Annotated in this window: 14 protein-coding genes; 10 read left to right on the top strand and 4 right to left on the bottom strand. The window is 38.3% G+C overall.

The genetic code is table 11. From position 1 onward, the window contains the following. The first annotated feature begins 29 nt into the window (after positions 1 to 29). Entirely contained in the window at positions 30 to 1031 is a 1002-nt protein-coding gene (gene tsaD / locus ACF3OC_RS15095; RefSeq protein WP_094256207.1) for a tRNA (adenosine(37)-N6)-threonylcarbamoyltransferase complex transferase subunit TsaD, read from the top strand. 40 nt (positions 1032 to 1071) lie between these two features. Here tsaD and ACF3OC_RS15090 read toward each other — a convergent pair whose 3' ends face one another. Together ACF3OC_RS15090 and ACF3OC_RS15085 are read right to left on the bottom strand one after the other, a co-directional pair. Next, a complete protein-coding gene (locus ACF3OC_RS15090; RefSeq protein WP_169715154.1) occupies positions 1072 to 2370 on the bottom strand; it encodes a carboxypeptidase-like regulatory domain-containing protein in 1299 nt (432 codons plus the stop codon). Beyond that, entirely contained in the window at positions 2363 to 2923 is a 561-nt protein-coding gene (locus ACF3OC_RS15085) for an RNA polymerase sigma factor (RefSeq protein WP_220476828.1), read from the bottom strand. The genes ACF3OC_RS15090 and ACF3OC_RS15085 overlap by 8 nt, the downstream gene beginning before the upstream one ends. Positions 2924 to 3016: 93 nt before the next feature. On the opposite strand from ACF3OC_RS15085, the gene ACF3OC_RS15080 reads away from it, so the two are divergent. Further along, on the top strand, positions 3017 to 4861 hold the full coding sequence (locus ACF3OC_RS15080; protein ID WP_094279880.1) for a von Willebrand factor type A domain-containing protein: 1845 nt from the start codon (positions 3017 to 3019) through the stop codon (positions 4859 to 4861). 94 nt (positions 4862 to 4955) lie between these two features. Here ACF3OC_RS15080 and ACF3OC_RS15075 read toward each other — a convergent pair whose 3' ends face one another. Further along, positions 4956 to 6341, bottom strand: a complete 1386-nt coding sequence (locus tag ACF3OC_RS15075) for a LutB/LldF family L-lactate oxidation iron-sulfur protein (RefSeq protein WP_094256203.1) — start codon at positions 6339 to 6341, stop codon at positions 4956 to 4958. 177 nt (positions 6342 to 6518) lie between these two features. After that, positions 6519 to 8273 (bottom strand): aspartate--tRNA ligase, encoded by a 1755-nt coding sequence (gene aspS / locus ACF3OC_RS15070; RefSeq protein ID WP_392469694.1) that lies wholly within the window; start codon positions 8271 to 8273, stop codon positions 6519 to 6521. A 411-nt stretch (positions 8274 to 8684) separates the two neighbouring features. Between aspS and mraZ the strand changes: the two genes are divergently transcribed. The 8 genes from mraZ to ACF3OC_RS15030 are packed head-to-tail and all read left to right on the top strand — an operon-like array spanning position 8685 to position 17923. Next, a complete protein-coding gene (gene mraZ, locus ACF3OC_RS15065; RefSeq protein WP_094256201.1) occupies positions 8685 to 9158 on the top strand; it encodes a division/cell wall cluster transcriptional repressor MraZ in 474 nt (157 codons plus the stop codon). Next, positions 9145 to 10062: a 16S rRNA (cytosine(1402)-N(4))-methyltransferase RsmH gene (gene rsmH / locus ACF3OC_RS15060; RefSeq protein ID WP_371128710.1), complete on the top strand. Its 918-nt coding sequence runs from the start codon at positions 9145 to 9147 to the stop codon at positions 10060 to 10062. Before mraZ ends, rsmH begins: the two co-directional genes overlap by 14 nt. 12 nt (positions 10063 to 10074) lie before the next feature. Then, a complete protein-coding gene (locus ACF3OC_RS15055; protein WP_094256200.1) occupies positions 10075 to 10485 on the top strand; it encodes an FtsL-like putative cell division protein in 411 nt (136 codons plus the stop codon). A gap of 15 nt (positions 10486 to 10500) precedes the next feature. Next, the gene (locus ACF3OC_RS15050; protein ID WP_094256199.1) at positions 10501 to 12627 is read left to right on the top strand and encodes a penicillin-binding protein; all 2127 of its coding nucleotides are present in this window, start codon (positions 10501 to 10503) and stop codon (positions 12625 to 12627) included. A gap of 1 nt (position 12628) precedes the next feature. Continuing rightward, positions 12629 to 14086, top strand: coding sequence for a UDP-N-acetylmuramoyl-L-alanyl-D-glutamate--2,6-diaminopimelate ligase (locus tag ACF3OC_RS15045; protein ID WP_094256198.1), 1458 nt, complete (start codon positions 12629 to 12631; stop codon positions 14084 to 14086). A gap of 5 nt (positions 14087 to 14091) precedes the next feature. Then, the gene (gene mraY, locus ACF3OC_RS15040; protein ID WP_094256197.1) at positions 14092 to 15336 is read left to right on the top strand and encodes a phospho-N-acetylmuramoyl-pentapeptide-transferase; all 1245 of its coding nucleotides are present in this window, start codon (positions 14092 to 14094) and stop codon (positions 15334 to 15336) included. A 6-nt stretch (positions 15337 to 15342) separates the two neighbouring features. Continuing rightward, positions 15343 to 16716 carry a UDP-N-acetylmuramoyl-L-alanine--D-glutamate ligase gene (gene murD, locus ACF3OC_RS15035; RefSeq protein WP_094256196.1) on the top strand — a complete coding sequence of 458 codons (1374 nt, stop codon included), beginning with the start codon at positions 15343 to 15345 and terminating at the stop codon, positions 16714 to 16716. A 13-nt stretch (positions 16717 to 16729) separates the two neighbouring features. Continuing rightward, complete coding sequence (locus ACF3OC_RS15030; RefSeq protein ID WP_094256195.1) at positions 16730 to 17923, top strand: FtsW/RodA/SpoVE family cell cycle protein; 1194 nt, start codon at positions 16730 to 16732, stop codon at positions 17921 to 17923. The last annotated feature ends 5 nt before the right edge of the window (positions 17924 to 17928 follow it).

Here is a 17928-nt window from a genome sequence, read left to right as displayed (position 1 = left end):
GTAAATTAAATTTTTATACTTCTCTCAAAATGGCCATTATTCTAGGAATAGAATCTTCATGTGATGAAACTTCGGCCTCTATATGTATAGACGGCGAAATTAAGTCAAATATTATTGCTAGTCAAGCAATTCACGCTAAATATGGGGGTGTGGTTCCTGAGTTAGCATCTCGCGCTCATCAACAAAACATCATTCCTACGGTAGACCAGGCTATCGCCGCTGCTAAAATACACAAAAATGAGATAGATGCAGTAGCTTTTACGCGAGGTCCAGGACTTTTAGGTGCTTTATTAGTTGGGACTTCCTTTGCAAAGTCTTTCGCTTTGGCAATGAATGTTCCCTTGATTGATGTAAATCATATGCAAGCGCATATACTAGCGCATTTTATTGATAATCCTAAGCCAAACTTTCCTTTTTTATGTTTAACCGTATCTGGTGGACATACTCAAATCGTTCTGGTGAAAGATTACTTCGAAATGGAATTGTTGGGAGAAACACTCGATGATGCTGCTGGGGAAGCATTCGATAAAACCGCAAAAATTTTGGATTTACCGTATCCTGGTGGACCTTTGATTGATAAACACGCTCAGAACGGAAATCCTGATACTTTTAAATTGCCCGAACCTCAAATTCCAGATTTAAACTTTAGTTTTTCAGGTCTTAAAACAGCGATTCTATATTTGGTTCAGGCGGAAGTGAAGAAAAATCCTAATTTCTTGAATGAGCAAATGGATGATCTTTGTGCATCCGTGCAAAGTCGAATTGTCTCCATCTTGTTGAATAAGCTGAAAAAAGCCGCTAAACAAACCGGTGTAAAGGATATTGCAATTGCAGGTGGGGTGTCAGCCAATTCAGGTCTTAGAAATGGACTCATTGAAATGGGAAAGAAATATAAGTGGAATGTATTTATTCCAAAATTTGAATATTGTACCGACAATGCCGCTATGATCGCTATTGCTGGATACCAAAAATATTTAAAACAAGATTTTATAGGGCAGGAGATAGGCCCTTTAGCAAGATTAGGTGTATAATACCATATTTAGAACCCGTTCAGGGTTCTAAATACTTGAGTTATCGAAAGGAAATTTTTACTTCGATCTTCTTCCCGTCATTTCCCTTCCTCCAATCTGGACCATTCTGGATAATTTGAATTGCCTTCTGATTTAGTTCTGGGTTGCTGGTCTTTTTAACAGAAATATCGATAGGTCTTCCAAAGGTGGAAATGTCGAATACAAGGGTGACTGTTCCTTTTCCTAATAAGGTTTGATACGAATTGTCATTGATGTATTTTTTATAGGCGACCCAACCTACCAATGGTTCTGATTTTACCTTCTCGGTTTTATTTCCATATCCTACTACTACCACTTCTTCCAAATTGTTAAAGTTTGGCTTTAATTGGACAATTTTATTATTACTCGCTGTAATCAATTCCTTTTCATAGCCAAGGGATAATATCTCGAGTTTTTGATTGTCAGAAGTTAACGGCAATACATATTGTCCAGATGAATCTGTCATAACTAAATCGTTGGTTTTGATATCTCTGACAGATGCACTGATAATAGGTCTACCTGATTGTTGATCCAAGACTCTTCCTGTCGCCAGTTTTTTCACATCTTGTAATGAACTAACCCTATCTGCAGCAACTCCTGCTACTCGGCCAGCTAATTTAGAATTTAATGGATTCTTGCCATTCATTAAAACAACATTGGAATTATCCACTTTTTTTGATGTTTCAAATTGATTGGAGGCAATTCTATTATCATACTTGTTTTGAAATATACTGGTATCAGCTCTCGGGACTTCCTTCACAAAAACATCCTGGTTCCCTGCAATTATTTCCTTAACTCTGTCCTCTTGGGAATGACTTGGCTTTTTAGAATTGCTGGCCCGATTTTCTGCTGCAGAACTCTCCTCAATTTGATTGTTAGGGGTTGCTAATGCAATTAAACTCTCTTCCTCCGATTTCCCGTCTAAACTATCCAAATGAATACTATTTAGAGTAGTATCCGTTGGTGCTTCTTTCGAATCCATGGCAACCATATCCATAGTTTCTACTTTTTCGTTTTGATCCCGATTCAAATACCAGATGGTCCCAATTCCTAAAACCAATAATATGGATGCGGCAATTGAAAGGTACTTATAAAAGCGCATCGGAGTTACTTTTACTGGATGGGTTCTTTCAAAGATGGCAGAATGTAAATCAGAAATTTCAAGTGGTTGTTTCAGTTTTTTTTCTTCCTCCAAGCCTGTAATCAAGTCCATTAGGAATTCATCCTCATGAGAAGCTTTCTCAATAGCATACATCTCGGAGCTGCTTAATTCTCCGTTCACGTATTTACGTAAATATGCTATGTCAAAATTCTTATTCATGTCCATTCCTTTCCATACAGTTCTTCAGGTTCCGCTTACCATTTTGGATATAACTTTTTACATCATTCATGCTATAACCCGTAAGCTCTACAACCTCCTTATAGCATTTTTGCTCAATGAAAAACAATTGAATACTCTTCTTTTGCTTCTCAATCAATGTATCCAAACAGCTTTCCAATCTCAATAACTGTTCTTCTTTTTCTTGATAGTTTTCCTCCTGATGCAGGTTCATGGAAAATTCCACAAAATTATCTGTAACAATTTCAACCTTATTTTTAGCAGACCGTAAGGCCATCAAACAATGGTTTTTGCTGACTACATAGAGCCATCGCGGGAAATCTTGAATATCTTGCTTTTTTACTTTGTCGATGAGTTCCTCAAAGATCTGCATAACCGCATCCTTACTGCGTTCAGGCTCCTTGAAATAACGTAAACACACATAATAGACCATTTCGCTATGCTTTTGATAGAGATCACCAAGATAGCTGAGGTCGCCATCTTGCAAGTATAGCTTTAGTAATTCTTCATCTGTTTGATTCTTCTGTTTTGACAAGGTCCTTGTGCTTATTTATGCCGAAAATTAATTTTTTTTTCTCGTTTATGGAAATTTGATTTTTTCTGCATCCCTTGGCAAAACTTACTAGTCATGAATAAAATATTTGCATTATTAGTCTTTTTGCTTACTCTAGGTAGTAGCGGACTAGCTCAAGAAAGAACAATTACAGGAATTGTGAAAGATGAAAATACTCAGCAAGTGATTGCAGGTGTTGTAGTTAACGTCGAAGGTAAATCCCAAACTGCCCGAACAAACCAAAATGGAGAATTTTCAATCCAAGCAGATAACAAAGATGTTTTGTTGTTCAATTACCTTGGATATGAAACCCAAAAAGTAAAAGTGGGAAAAAGAAATAATTTCAAAATAATGCTCAAAGCGAGTGCTCATAACCTTGAAGAAGTAACCGTCATTGGATATGATACTCAACAAAAAAGAGCCGCAACAGCAATGAATACCAATGTTCTCTCTGGTCGAGTATCTGGATTATACATTCATCCTGCACCGCAAAATACAGAAAGCTACGCTCGATTAGATGAAAATGGATTTATTTCTCCTGCAAGAGAAGCTTTGTCTACGTTCGCTGTAGATGTAGATGCCGCTTCATATAGTAATGTTAGAAGAATGATCAAATCTGGTAATATGCCTCCTAAAGATGCTGTAAGGGTAGAAGAGATGATCAATTATTTTCAATATGATTTAAAAGGTCCGACAAATGCTGATCCTGTAAGAATCTATACAGAACTTACAACCTCCCCTTGGAATAAAGAGCATCAATTGATGCGCATAGCCCTTAAAGCAAAGGATATCCCTAAAGAAAATTTAAAAGCCTCAAACTTGGTGTTTCTGATCGATGTTTCTGGTTCAATGATGGGAGCAAATCGCCTCCCATTGGTACAATCTTCTTTAAAACTATTGGTGGATCAATTAAGACCAGAGGATAAAGTAGCAATTGTAACTTATGCAGGTTCTGCAGGTGTAAAACTTGAAAGCACGTCTGGTGATCAGAAAATGAAAATCAAAACCGTAATCGATGAATTGACTGCTGGTGGTTCTACCGCAGGAGGTGCCGGAATTAAGAAGGCTTACCAAATAGCACGTCAGAATTTTATCAAAGATGGAAATAACAGAATTATCTTGGCCTCAGATGGTGATTTTAATGTAGGTGAATCTAGTGATGAAGCAATGGAAGATTTGATTGCCAAAGAAAGAGAAAGTGGAGTGAATCTTACTGTCCTTGGCTTTGGGATGGGGAATCTGAAAGATAGTAAAATGGAAACCCTTGCTGACAAAGGAAGAGGAAACTACGCATATATCGATAATATCTCTGAAGCTCGTAAGGCTATGGTTACCGAATTTGGAGCCACCTTATTCACCGTCGCTAAGGATGTGAAAATTCAGGTTGAATTTAACCCTGCCTATGTACAAGCATACCGATTAGTAGGTTATGAAAATAGATTATTAGAAGCTGAGGATTTTAATAATGATGCAAAAATTGGAGGAGATATGGGGGTAGGACATACGGTGACTGCCATTTATGAAATCATTCCGGTAGGAGTGAAAAGCTCAATAATTGGAACGGTAGACCCTCTTAAATATCAAAAGAACGATAAACCCAATATTGGTGAAAAAAATGGAGAATTAGCAACCGTGAAATTCCGCTATAAAGATCCTAAATCTGAAAAAAGCGAATTGCAGCAAACAGTTGTTAAAAATGAGGTACAGGCTATGTCGGCAGTCAGTGAAGATTTTCGATTCGCCACAGCAGTTGCAGAATTCGGAATGTTAATCCGTAACTCCGATTATAAGCAGAATTCAAGTTTTGAAAGTTTAATCGCTAGAGCAAAAGCAGCAAAAGGAAAAGATGATGAAGGCTATCGTGCCGAATTCATTCGGTTGGCAGAAGATAGTAAGTCAATTCTAGATACAGAAAAGTAATAATGCAAACTGAAAATTAAAGGTTATTAAAAAAAGAGATCAGCTTTTTGGGCTGATCTCTTCTTTAATATGTTCTTGTTTCTTTGTATTCTTTTTATTTTTCCTTCTGCTTTTCCTTCCATTGTTGAGTGAAAGATTTATCTGCAATCTTTGGAAGTTCCCTTTGACTTCCCCAGGCTTTTTTGAAGAAATTCCTGACAAAAAAGTTTTTTGTTTTTCCAGAGAAGAAATCAATGATTTTTCTTTTTTGAATAGCCCAAGTAAACATGCTCCATCCTTTCTTCTCTACTGAAGAAACCAGGTCTTGTTGTACCGAGTCCCGACGGTTTACCAGCAGCATTTTCTGAATATCTATTCCAACAGGACAGACTTCTGTACACTTACCGCATAGGGAAGAGGCATAGCTCAGATGCTTGAACTCTTTCATCCCATTGAGATGCGGTGAAATCAATGAACCTATCGGCCCTTGGTAAGTGGTTTCATAAGTATGTCCACCAATGTTTTGGTAGATAGGACATACATTTAAACATGCACCACAACGAATGCAATATAATCCTTGCCTTTGATCTTTCTGTTCTAAAACATTGCTACGGCCATTGTCCAATAATATCACATACATTTCCTCAGGGCCATCATATTCCGTGTTCTTACGGGGACCAGAAAGGACTGTGTTGTATACTGTTAAATTTTGTCCGGTACCATGGGTAGCTAATAAAGGCCAGAATAAATCAAGATCCCCCATGCTAGGGATTACTTTCTCAATTCCAACAACGGCAATATGTACCTTAGGAAATGTAGTTGTCAACCTGGCGTTTCCTTCATTTTCCGTAATAGCAATTGCACCTGTATCAGCAATCAGAAAGTTAGCTCCGGTAATTCCAATATCTGCTTGAGTATATTTTTCTCGTAGTATTTCCCTGGCTTTCATTGTTAACTCCTCAGCACTAGCCTCCAAAGGAGTGTCGAACTTCTCATGAAATAATTTTGCAATTTCCTCCAAGCTCAAATGCATGGCCGGAGTAACAAAGTGATAAGGTTTTTGACCAAGTAACTGAATGATAAACTCTCCTAAATCACTTTCTATGGTTTCAATGTTTTTCTTTTCCAGGAAATGATTGAGCTCAATCTCCTCGGTCGCCATGGATTTCGATTTTACAACCGATTTCGCATTGTGCTGCTCCATGATCTTCCAAATCTCCTCCCGAGCCTCTTCCGCATCATTTGCCCAGATAACCTTGCCACCTCTATTAGTAAAGTTCGATTCAAAATCTAATAAATATCGATCCAGATTCTCAATAACTTTCCACTTAATAAGATTCGCTTTGGTCTTTGAATTTTCCAAATCGAAAAACTTACTTTTCCCTTTTTCGAAAGCATGCTCATACTTATCAATATTGTTATTGATAATTTGCCTATGCTGTAAATCAAAGGATTTTGAAGCACTATCTTTCAGGAATTTCTCAGCTACTGTCTGTGCCATAGGGATGTTCTGTTGCTTGATGCAAAAATAAAAGTTGATAATGAAAATCAACCAATGTTAAAGATAAAAAATTATCTGCGATTGACAGTATAATGTTTATAACTACAAGGCTGTTTAAAAGTTAATGAATTGGAGCTAAAAAAAGCGGCCAATTTTTGTTGACCGCTCTTTAAAGTTTTATTTTTTAGGCTCAATTAAATTGATGCTTAATTCATCTAACTGTTCTTTAGCGATTTCCGCTGGCGCATCAATCATCACATCACGCCCCGAGTTGTTTTTAGGGAATGCAATGAAATCGCGGATTGTTTCCTGACCACCTAAGATTGCTGTCAATCGGTCTAATCCAAATGCCAAGCCACCATGTGGAGGAGCTCCGTATTGGAAAGCATTCATTAGAAAACCAAACTGTGCCTGAGCTTGCTCTGGCGTAAATCCTAAATGCTTAAACATCAAGGCTTGCATATCTTTGTCATGGATACGAATTGAACCACCGCCAATCTCATTACCGTTCAATACCAAGTCATATGCATTTGCACGCACCTTACCTGGATCAGTATCTAATAATGGCATGTCCTCAATTTTTGGAGAGGTGAATGGATGGTGCATAGCATGATATCTCTCAGTTTCCTCATCCCATTCCAATAGTGGGAAATCTACAACCCATAATGGCGCAAATTCATTGGACTTACGCAATCCCATACGATTTCCTAATTCCATACGCAAAGCACTTAACTGTGCTCTGGTTTTATTTGCAGGACCTGAAAGAATTAAAGTCAAATCGCCAGTTTGAGCGCCAGTAGCTTCTGCCCATTTAGCAAGATCTTCCTGGTCATAAAATTTGTCTACCGATGATTTATAACTTCCATCAGCTTCGCATTTTACATAAACCATTCCTGAAGCACCTACCTGAGGACGTTTAACCCAATCAACCAACTCATCAATTTGCTTTCTTGTATATGACGCTGCTCCAGGGACTGCAATACCAACAACCAATTCTGAATTGTTGAAAATTGCAAAATCCTTATGCTGGGAAACTGCATTCAACTCTGCAAACTTCATCCCAAAACGAATATCTGGCTTGTCATTTCCATATGTACGAATGGCCTCTTCAAAAGTCATTCTTGGAAATTGATCAACTTCAATTCCATGAATGGTTTTTAATAGGTGACGAGTCATTCCTTCAAATACATTTAAAATATCTTCCTGCTCAACGAAGGACATCTCACAGTCAATCTGGGTAAACTCAGGCTGTCTATCTGCACGTAAATCCTCATCCCGAAAACATTTTACGATTTGGAAATATTTATCCATACCCCCAACCATCAATAACTGTTTGAAAGTTTGAGGTGATTGTGGTAATGCATAAAATTGTCCTGGGTTCATTCGTGATGGAACAATAAAATCACGCGCACCTTCCGGTGTAGACTTTATTAAGTAAGGAGTCTCGATTTCACAAAAATCTAATCCTGATAAATAATTCCGTACTTCTTGGGTAACCTTATGACGAAACAATAAACTGTTCTTAACGGGGTTTCTACGAATATCCAAATAACGATATTTCATTCTGATATCTTCACCGCCATCAGTTTCGTCTTCTATAGTAAATGGTGGCAACTTAGATTCATTTAGAACTTCCAAATTGCTCACTTTAATTTCAATTTCTCCCGTTGGAATTTTATTATTCTTGCTGGAACGCTCGATAACTGTTCCTGTTACTTTAATAACATACTCTCTTCCCAATTCGCGGGCTTGGCTTCTCAAGGATTCATTATCATCACTGTTGAAAGTTAACTGAGTAATACCATATCGATCTCGAACATCGATGAATGTCATTCCTCCTAAGTCACGTGATTTTTGAACCCATCCACTAAGGGTTACTGTTTTTCCTAAATCTTCAATTCTTAATTCGCCACAAGTATGTGTTCTGTGCATGATTATCTCAATTTTTATTGACCAACAAAATTATTGCATTTATCCGAGAATAAAGAATATTAATATCATAACAAAATCAGGAAAAACTGATGCCAATTTGATTCGGTTATACCACTTTCTCCCACTTCACCCATCTATTTGTTTTAAACCCTCCACTTTACCCCACTTTTGACGTTTTTGGTACTTCCAATTCCTTAAAAACAAGAGTTTTGTCCAAGAATTAGCACATATTCTTTCAATATTTTACAATTCCTAATTTATTGTGTTTCAATATTATTATTTGTTTTTGACCCTTCTGAGGCCTTTTTTGTAGTGGATATACTATGTGGAAAACTTTTTTGTGGGGCATAGTGGGGGATTGTGGGAGAAAGTGTATACTTTTACATTAAAATTAGAGTAGAACTAGAGTAAATGGATCAATTAATCGGCGAATTCGACTGCAAGCTAGACACCAAAGGAAGAATGGTGGTTCCCGCTGCGCTCAAAAGGCAACTGCCTGATGTAGAGCGTGTGGGGCTTGTTATGAATCGTGGTTTTGAGAAAAATTTAGTCATCTACACCAGAGAAGAATGGAGTAAAAAGATGAATCAACTTGCCAAGTTGAACCAGTATAACGAGAAGACCAGGATTTTTATCCGTCAGTTTATGCGCGGTGCAACCGAGTTGACTTTAGACTCTGCCGGAAGAGTGCTTTTGCCAAAATCATTGCTGGAATATGCAAACATTAAAGGTGAGGTTTTTCTGCAATGTCAATTTGATAAAATCGAATTGTGGGCAAAAGATGAATATGAAAAAATGATGGACAGTGGTTCTGAGGAAGATTTTTCTGCATTGGCTGAGGAAGTAATGGGTGGATTTAACTTTGCAGGAGATGGCAATGAATAATGAAATCGGATATCATGTTCCTGTAATGTTGCAGGAATGTATAGACGCACTAGCGATTAAACCAAACGGGATTTATGTAGACGTGACTTTTGGAGGTGGTGGACATTCGAAAGAAATCCTGAAACATTTAGGACCTAATGGACGATTGATCGCATTTGATCAAGATCCAGATGCAATTAAAAACACACTTCCTGATGAACGATTTACGCTGATTCATCAGAATTTTAAGTTCTTAAAAAATTATTTACGACTAGAAGGCGTGAAACAAGTGGATGGGATATTGGCGGATTTAGGAGTTTCATCCCATCAATTTGATGCTGCCGACCGTGGCTTCTCGATCCGCTTTGATGCTGATCTGGATATGCGAATGGATCAAGTAGCTGATTTGGATGCTAGAAAAGTACTCAATACATATCCTGAAGAAGATTTACATCGGATTTTTGGAATGTATGGGGAAATTCAAAATGCAAAGTCTTTGGCAAAAACAATTGTGACTAGCCGCTTGACTACGCCGATTCAAACAGTAGCTGAATTAAAGCAGGTGATTCAAAAGTTAGTGCCTAAAGGAAAAGAGCATAAATATCATGCTCAGGTATTTCAGGCTTTGCGAATTGAAGTTAACAAGGAGTTGGAAGCTTTGCAGGAATTTTTAGAGCAAACTTCTCTGGTCTTAAAACCTGAAGGTCGATTGGTAGTAATGTCTTATCATTCCTTGGAAGATCGCTTAGTGAAGAATTTCATCGCTAAAGGAAAGTTTAAAGGTGAAGTGGAGAAGGACTTCTTTGGTAATGAAATTAAACCATTTAAAGTAATAAGTAGAAAAGCGATCACAGCTTCAGAGGATGAGTTGAAACAAAACAATAGAGCGCGTAGTGCGAAATTGAGGATTGCAGAAAAAATATAGTAGAGTAGGTATATGGCAAAGAGAAATACTATAAAGCAAAATGAGTTAAGTGAGGAAGTGCAAGAGGAGATGTCTGATGCGCTGGAGGAAAAAGTCGAAGAGACCCAAGACTTCCTGAAAAACTTCTTCTCTCAAAAAAAGCTGTCTACTTATTTAGTTGCCAAGAATTTACCCTTCGTGGCTTTTCTTGCCTTATTAGGTTTGCTCTATATTTCAAACCGACATCTGGCGGAAAATACAGTCAGAAGAATTGATAAGTTGGGGCGTGAGGTAAAGGAGTTAAGTTGGGATTATAAATCTTTGAATGCGGAGTTGATGAAGTTAACAACCCAAACAGAGATTGCAAAAAGAGCGGATACTTTAGGGTTGAAAGAAAGAACCGAACCGCCTATTAAGTTGGAAATTGTTAGAGAAGTAAAATAATATAAAGACCAAAACATGAATATTAGGAAGTCCATATTGATTCGGGTGTACCTGGCATTTGGCCTGATGGTTTTTGGTGCTTTAATGGTGTTTGGAAAGTTATTGCACTTGCAATATGTGGATGGTGATAAGTGGCGTGAAATTGCGGATAGCTTGACTATTCGTGAACGAGTGATTGAAGCTGCAAGAGGAAATATTTATTCCAATGACGGAAGTTTACTGGCTACTTCTGTTCCGGAATATGAAATACGGTTTGATGCGATGGCCATTCCATCCGAGCAAAATCAAGTATTTAATGCTCGGGTGGATTCTTTGGCCAATAAGCTTGCCGCTTATTTCAAAGATAAATCAGCCAGACAATACCTGACTCAGTTAAAAGAGGCAAGGGCTAAAAAACATCGTTATGTTTTATTGAAACGGAATGTAACACATCAACAATTGAAAGTCCTTAAGACTTTTCCGTTGTTGAAAAACTTTAAAGAAGAGAAAGAAAGATTCTCTAGTTCTTTGATAGCAGTAAGAGAAAACAAACGTATTCTGCCTTTTACCAATCTAGCTGCCCGTACAATTGGGTATAAAAATAGTAAAGGGGATACCGTTCGTGTTGGATTGGAAGGTGCATATGGCGATTATATCGAAGGTAAAAGCGGCGTCCAGTTGATGCAGCGTATCGCCGGTGGGGTTTGGATCCCTGTAAATCGTGAAATGGAAGTAGCTCCAACCGATGGATCGGATATCATTGCAACCATCGATGTGAATATGCAGGATATGGCACAACGCGCTTTGGAAAAACAATTGATCGCAAGTAATGCGGATAATGGATGCGTCGTATTGATGGAAGTGGAAACTGGAGAAGTACGTGCGATTGCAAACTTTACCAGAGATAGCGAAGGTGTTTATAGAGAAAAATTCAATTATGCAATTGCGCAAGGTGCTGACCCTGGATCTACTTTTAAAGTAGCTTCTTATTTGGTTGCCTTGGACGATAATAAAGTTGATACCAATACGGTGATTGATATCGGTAACGGAACATGGAAAGTTCCTGGTCATACAATCAAAGATTCACATCCACCTAAAAAATCTAAAGTTACCATCAAGGAAGCTTTCGAAGAGTCTTCAAATGTCGGGGTAGCTAAAACTATTGGTACTCATTATGGCAAAAACCCAGAAAAGTTCACTGGAAAATTGCATGAGTGGGGAATGGCGAAACCTTTAGGATTACAAATTCCTGGTGAAGCAAATCCATGGGTGAAAATGCCAGATAGCAGATCTTGGAGTAAACTTTCATTGGTTCAAATGGCTTATGGCTATGAATTGAAATTAACACCATTGCAAACTTTGACCATTTTTAATGCAGTTGCTAACGATGGTAAAATGTTAGCTCCATTATTCGTAAAAGAAATTCAGCACTTAGGTACTACAGTTAAGAAGTTTGAAGCTCGTGTGATCAATAAGCAAATTGCATCGAAGGAAGCTATCGGTAAGATGCAGAAGATGATGGAAGGGGTGATGGTTGAAGGAACTGGTAAAAGATTAAGAAGCCCGCTATATTCTTCAGCAGGAAAAACAGGTACTGCGCAAATGGCTGATGGTTCAAGAGGCTATGGTGCTAGAAGATACCAATCCTCATTTGCTGGTTACTTCCCTGCGGAACATCCGAAATATTCGATGATCGTGGTAATCCGTAATCCTAGAAATGGTTATTACGGTGGTTCAGTGGCAGGTCCAGTATTCCGGGAATTGGCAGATATGGTTTATGCAAATGACCTTTCATTGCATAAGACCTTCAATAATAGAAAAGTAAATGTCGCTGGAAATAAAGTTCCATATACTTTGAAAGGATCTAAGGATGCAACTGCAAAAGTTTACCAAATGCTAGGTGTACAATCTGTAAACTGGAATTCTATCGTGGCGGCTGATAAAGATTCATCTAAAAACACAGCTGAAGCTTTTACAGTTGCTGAATTCAAAGAAGGAGTAGTGCCGAATGTAAAAGGTATGGGATTAGTGGATGCAATTTATGCAATGGAAAATGCAGGATTCAAAACTACAGTGAGAGGTAAAGGAAGAGTAATAAATCAATCATTAGCTGCTGGACAGAAATTGAAGCCAGGAACTAATGTGCTAATAGAATTGAATTAATATGTTATTAAAGGAGTTGCTACATGCTATACCGGTAATTGATTACCGTGGCTCTCTGGAAACAGAGGTTAGCTCGCTTTGCCTGGACTCTAGAAAAGCAGTTCAAGGCAGTGCATTTGTGGCAGTTCGTGGACATCAAACTGATGGTCACCTCTTTGTAGCGAAAGCTATTGAATTAGGAGCTTCAGTAGTGGTCCTGGAAGAATTACCAGAGGAAATTAAGGAGGATGTAGTTTATGTAGTTGTAGGAGATTCATCCTATACATTGGGAGTGATGGCATCTACATTCTACGGAAACCCTTCCTCAAAATTGAAATTAGTGGGTGTGACTGGTACAAATGGAAAAACAACCGTTGCTACTCTGCTATTCAACTTGTTCAGCAAACTGGGTTTTCATGTAGGACTATTGTCTACAGTGCAAAATCAAATCGCTGAACGCGTTATTGCTGCAACACACACAACTCCAGATCCGATTTCCTTGAATTCATTATTGAAGGAAATGGTGGAAGACGGATGTGATTATTGTTTTATGGAAGTAAGCTCCCATGCTATCGTTCAACAACGTATTGCTGGACTAAAATTCGCTGGAGGCATCTTTACTAACATCACCCATGATCACTTAGATTTCCACGGAACATTTGCCAATTACATTAAGGCAAAGAAAAAGTTCTTTGACGATTTAGATCGATATGCTTTCGCATTGACGAATATTGATGATAAAAATGGATCAGTAATGCTCCAAAACACCTTCGCTCATAAAAAGACCTATGGTTTACACCAGATGGCAGATTTTAAGGCGAAAATCCTTGAAAGTCATTTCGACGGGATGTTATTGCAAGTGGATGGCCAAGAGGTATGGGTAAAATTAGTAGGCGACTTCAATGCCTATAACTTATTGGCAGTATATGGAGCAGCTATTTTATTGGAACAGGAGACTGTTAAAGTATTAATGGCATTAAGTGAAATTACAGGTGCAGAAGGCCGCTTTGAAACCTTGAAATCTGCAACTGGAGTAGTTGCGATTGTGGATTATGCCCATACACCAGATGCGGTTGAAAATGTCTTGGAAACTATCGGAAGCTTAAGAAAAACTGGTCAACAGATATTTACGGTGCTTGGATGCGGCGGTGATCGTGATAAAACCAAACGTCCAGAAATGGCAGAAGTTGCTTCACGGCTTAGTGATAAGGTTGTGCTTACTTCAGATAACCCTAGAACAGAAGATCCGGGTACAATCATCAAAGAAATGGAAGTGGGAGTGCCGGCTGATAAGAAAAAAAATGTGTTCTCAATTACCGATAGAAGAGAGGCTATTCGTGCCGCTTTTCATCTTGCTCAACCCGGAGATGTTATCCTGGTAGCTGGAAAAGGTCATGAGAAATACCAAGATATCAATGGGGTGAAAAACCACTTTGACGATAAAGAAGAATTAATAAAGATTTTTAACGAACATAATTAAACTGCATGCTTTACTATTTATTCACTTGGCTTAACGAGCACGTACATATTCCAGGTGCTGGATTATTCCAATATATCTCGTTTCGTACAGCCATGGCAGTGATTCTTTCGTTAATTATCACAACAGCATTCGGTAGCAGATTAATTCGTTTGCTACATCAAAAACAAGTTGGAGAAACTATTCGTGACCTTGGATTAGAAGGTGAAAAGAAAAAACAAGGAACTCCAACAATGGGTGGTTTAATCATCATCGCAGGTATTTTAATACCAACATTGCTCTTTGCAAAATTGGATAATATCTATATCATCCTAATGATTATTACAACCGTTTGGATGGGTGCAATTGGATTTTTGGATGACTATATCAAAGTCTTCCGCAAAAATAAAGAAGGACTAGCCGGAAAATTTAAAGTAATTGGACAGGTTGGTTTAGGAATTCTAATCGCTATCACCATGTATTTTCATCCTGAAATCGTGGCTAGACAGCAAGTAGCAAATCCTACATCTTCTAAACCAGTTGAAGTAATTATTAATCCTTCAACAGGTGAAAAAACTTACGCTGAGAATGTAAAGTCTACAAAGACTAACATTCCTTTTTATAAAAATAATGAATTTGACTACGCTAAAGTGTTGGACGTATTCGGCGTCAATAGCCCTTTGGCAACGTTCTTTGTTTTCTTGGTCGTCGTAGTATTTATTATTACTGCTGTATCGAATGGAGCAAACATCACTGATGGGATAGATGGACTCGCCACTGGAACCTCCGCAATTATGGGGATTACCTTGGCAATTCTAGCCTATGTATCTGGTAACATCATCTTTGCTGATTACCTCAATATCATGTTTATCCCCAATTCGGGTGAACTCGTGATTTTTGCCGGAGCATTTGTAGGGGCTTGTACAGGTTTCTTATGGTACAATGCTTACCCCGCGCAAGTGTTTATGGGGGATACAGGAAGTTTGGCAATCGGCGGTATCATTGCAGCCTTTGCTATTCTAATCCGTAAAGAATTATTGATTCCGGTATTGTGTGGGATTTTCCTGATCGAGAATCTTTCCGTAATTCTTCAGGTGTCTTACTTTAAGTATACGAAGAAGAAATATGGTGAAGGTAGAAGGATTTTCCTGATGTCACCTTTGCACCACCATTATCAGAAAAAAGGTTATCATGAGTCTAAAATCGTGACACGATTTGTTATTGTGTCCATTATGTTAGCCATTTTAACCATTGTAACATTGAAAGTTAGATAGTAGAAGATGTCGAATATAGCACATACATATTACCCACAATCTGGCCGCTTAGTAATTCTTGGCGCAGGTGAGAGTGGGGTTGGTGCAGCAATCTTAGGGAAAGATAAAGGATTCGATGTATTTGTGTCAGATATGGGAACCATTGCTGATGCTTATAAATCGAGCCTTGAAAAAGAAGGAATTGCATTTGAAGAAGGACAACATACAAATGAGTTGATTGTCAATGCAGATTTAATCGTTAAAAGTCCTGGGATTCCAGAAAAGGCTCCTTTGATAAAAGAATTAAGAGGCTTAGGTCTACCGATAATTTCGGAAATAGAATTCGCCGCCCAATATACCGATGCCAAATTATTGTGTATCACAGGGTCAAATGGTAAAACTACAACTACGATGTTGACTTACCATATGTTGAAACATGCTGGTCTAAATGTTGGATTAGCTGGGAATATTGGAAATAGCTTCGCCTTGCAGGTAGCTAGAGAGCAACATGATGCTTATGTGTTGGAAATATCCAGTTTTATGCTGGATGACATGTACCACTTTAGAGCAGATGTAGCCGTGATTTTAAATATCACACCCGATCATTTAGATCGATATGATTATAAGATGGAAAACTATGTGGCTTCAAAATTCCGCATGGTTCAAAATCAAAAACCTTCGGATTTCTTTATCTATTGTAAGGATGATCCGGAAACAATGGCAGCACTGGAAAAACATCCTACAGCAGCAATGCATCTGCCATTTACACAAGAAGGGAAAGTAGATACCGGAGCGTATCTTGACGACGAGAAGAATTTGAAAATTTTAACACCAAATAGAGAAGCTTTTATCATGAATATTGAAGAATTATCACTGCAAGGCAAGCACAATGTTTACAACAACATGGCTTCAGGACTGATTGCAAAGGTTCAAGAATTGAGGAACCAAACGATGAAAGAAAGCATGGGGTCGTTTGTGAATGTGGAGCACAGATTGGAGCATGTCGCTTGTATCGGTGGTGTAAATTATATTAATGACTCTAAAGCTACAAACGTAAATTCCGTGTGGTATGCATTGGAAAGTTTCTCTACAGACATCGTCTTGATCATGGGGGGTGTGGATAAAGGAAACGACTATGAAATGCTGAAAGATTTAGTGAAATCTAAAGTGAAAGCGATTATCTGTATTGGTAAAGATACTGGACGTATTCACGAAGCTTTCGAAGATGATACCGAAGTAATCGTAAATAGTGCGTCTATGGGTGATGCTGTACAAATTGCATCCCACTTAGCAAAAAAAGGAGATACAGTATTACTATCTCCAGCTTGTGCCAGCTTTGACTGGTTCAAAAACTACGAAGATCGTGGTGACAAATTTAAGGAAGCTGTAATGACTTTATAATTAAGGAGGAACAATGGAATACATTTTTTCTAAACTAAAAGGCGATAAATGGATCTGGATCATTGTGATCTTGTTGTCTATTTGGTCACTATTGGCTGTATATAGCTCAGTAGGAACTTTAGCCTACAAAGAAGGAAAAGGTACTGAACTTTATTTATTCAAACACCTATTTATCGTTGTAGCTGGTTTAGTTATGATGTATTTATCACATAAATTGGATTACCGGTATTATGCTGGAATCTCCAAATTATTGATGGTGATTACAATCCCTTTGTTGTTATACACGTTGCTGTTTGGAAGTAAGGTAAATGAGGCTAGCCGTTGGTTAACCATACCTGTAATCAACCAAACATTCCAAACTTCCGATTTAGCAAAATTAGCGCTGATTACCTTTTTAGCTAGAATGTTGTCTAGAAAACAAGAGGAAATCAAGGATGTTAAAAAGTCTTTTATCCCAATTATGGGAGCCGTTTGTTTTGTTTTCGTTTTGATTGCATGGGCTAACTTATCAACCGCATTGATGCTTTTCGGAGTTAGTGTATTGTTGTTGTTAATCGGACGAATCAGTTTCAAGCAAATCGCAGTGGTATGTTTAGGTGGGGGAGTGCTGTTGATGCTTGTGATTTTCTTAGGACCGAGACGCGCAACATATATGAGCCGGGTTCAAGGATTCTTCACTACAGAAGAAGTTCATGATGGTAAAACATCTTTCCAGGATGATAAGAATTACCAAGCTAACAATGCGAAAATTGCAATCGCTACTGGTGAAATGTTTGGTAAAGGAGTTGGTAATTCGGTGCAACGAAATGTATTGCCGCATCCATACTCTGACTTTATTTTCGCCATTATTATTGAAGAATACGGAACAATAGGAGGAGCCGTTTTACTCTTCCTCTATATAGCATTGATGTATCGATGTATCCGGATCGTCACGCTCAGTCCGCGAGCCTTCGGGGCGTTCCTGGCTGCTGGATTAGGCTTTAGCTTGACCATTCAAGCCTTGGCGAATATGGCAGTGGCTGTAGGTCTCGGACCAGTAACAGGGGTACCACTTCCATTGGTGAGTATGGGGGGGACATCTATTTTATTTACGAGTGTGGCCTTGGGAATTATCCTAAGTGTGAGCCGTAATGTTGAAGAATTAAAAGTGAAAGAAGATAAAGTAGTTGAAAAAGCTCCACGCAAAGTGGTAGTTGGAACTATCTAATTGAA

Origin of the sequence: Sphingobacterium cellulitidis, assembly GCF_043187465.1 — a bacterium.
Lineage (GTDB): Bacteria > Bacteroidota > Bacteroidia > Sphingobacteriales > Sphingobacteriaceae > Sphingobacterium > Sphingobacterium cellulitidis.
The sequence above is the reverse complement of the archived record's forward strand: the minus strand, read 5'-3'. Positions and strand labels throughout refer to the sequence as shown.

Coding starts and splice junctions, on each gene's coding strand:
- ACF3OC_RS15090 (WP_169715154.1), bottom strand. CDS start 2,370: ATGAATAAGAATTTTGACATAGCATATTTACGTAAATACGTGAACGGA.
- aspS (WP_392469694.1), bottom strand. CDS start 8,273: ATGCACAGAACACATACTTGTGGCGAATTAAGAATTGAAGATTTAGGA.
- murD (WP_094256196.1), top strand. CDS start 15,343: ATGTCGAATATAGCACATACATATTACCCACAATCTGGCCGCTTAGTA.
- ACF3OC_RS15050 (WP_094256199.1), top strand. CDS start 10,501: ATGAATATTAGGAAGTCCATATTGATTCGGGTGTACCTGGCATTTGGC.
- ACF3OC_RS15080 (WP_094279880.1), top strand. CDS start 3,017: ATGAATAAAATATTTGCATTATTAGTCTTTTTGCTTACTCTAGGTAGT.
- tsaD (WP_094256207.1), top strand. CDS start 30: ATGGCCATTATTCTAGGAATAGAATCTTCATGTGATGAAACTTCGGCC.
- mraZ (WP_094256201.1), top strand. CDS start 8,685: ATGGATCAATTAATCGGCGAATTCGACTGCAAGCTAGACACCAAAGGA.
- ACF3OC_RS15030 (WP_094256195.1), top strand. CDS start 16,730: ATGGAATACATTTTTTCTAAACTAAAAGGCGATAAATGGATCTGGATC.
- ACF3OC_RS15075 (WP_094256203.1), bottom strand. CDS start 6,341: ATGGCACAGACAGTAGCTGAGAAATTCCTGAAAGATAGTGCTTCAAAA.
- mraY (WP_094256197.1), top strand. CDS start 14,092: ATGCTTTACTATTTATTCACTTGGCTTAACGAGCACGTACATATTCCA.
- rsmH (WP_371128710.1), top strand. CDS start 9,145: ATGGCAATGAATAATGAAATCGGATATCATGTTCCTGTAATGTTGCAG.
- ACF3OC_RS15045 (WP_094256198.1), top strand. CDS start 12,629: ATGTTATTAAAGGAGTTGCTACATGCTATACCGGTAATTGATTACCGT.
- ACF3OC_RS15055 (WP_094256200.1), top strand. CDS start 10,075: ATGGCAAAGAGAAATACTATAAAGCAAAATGAGTTAAGTGAGGAAGTG.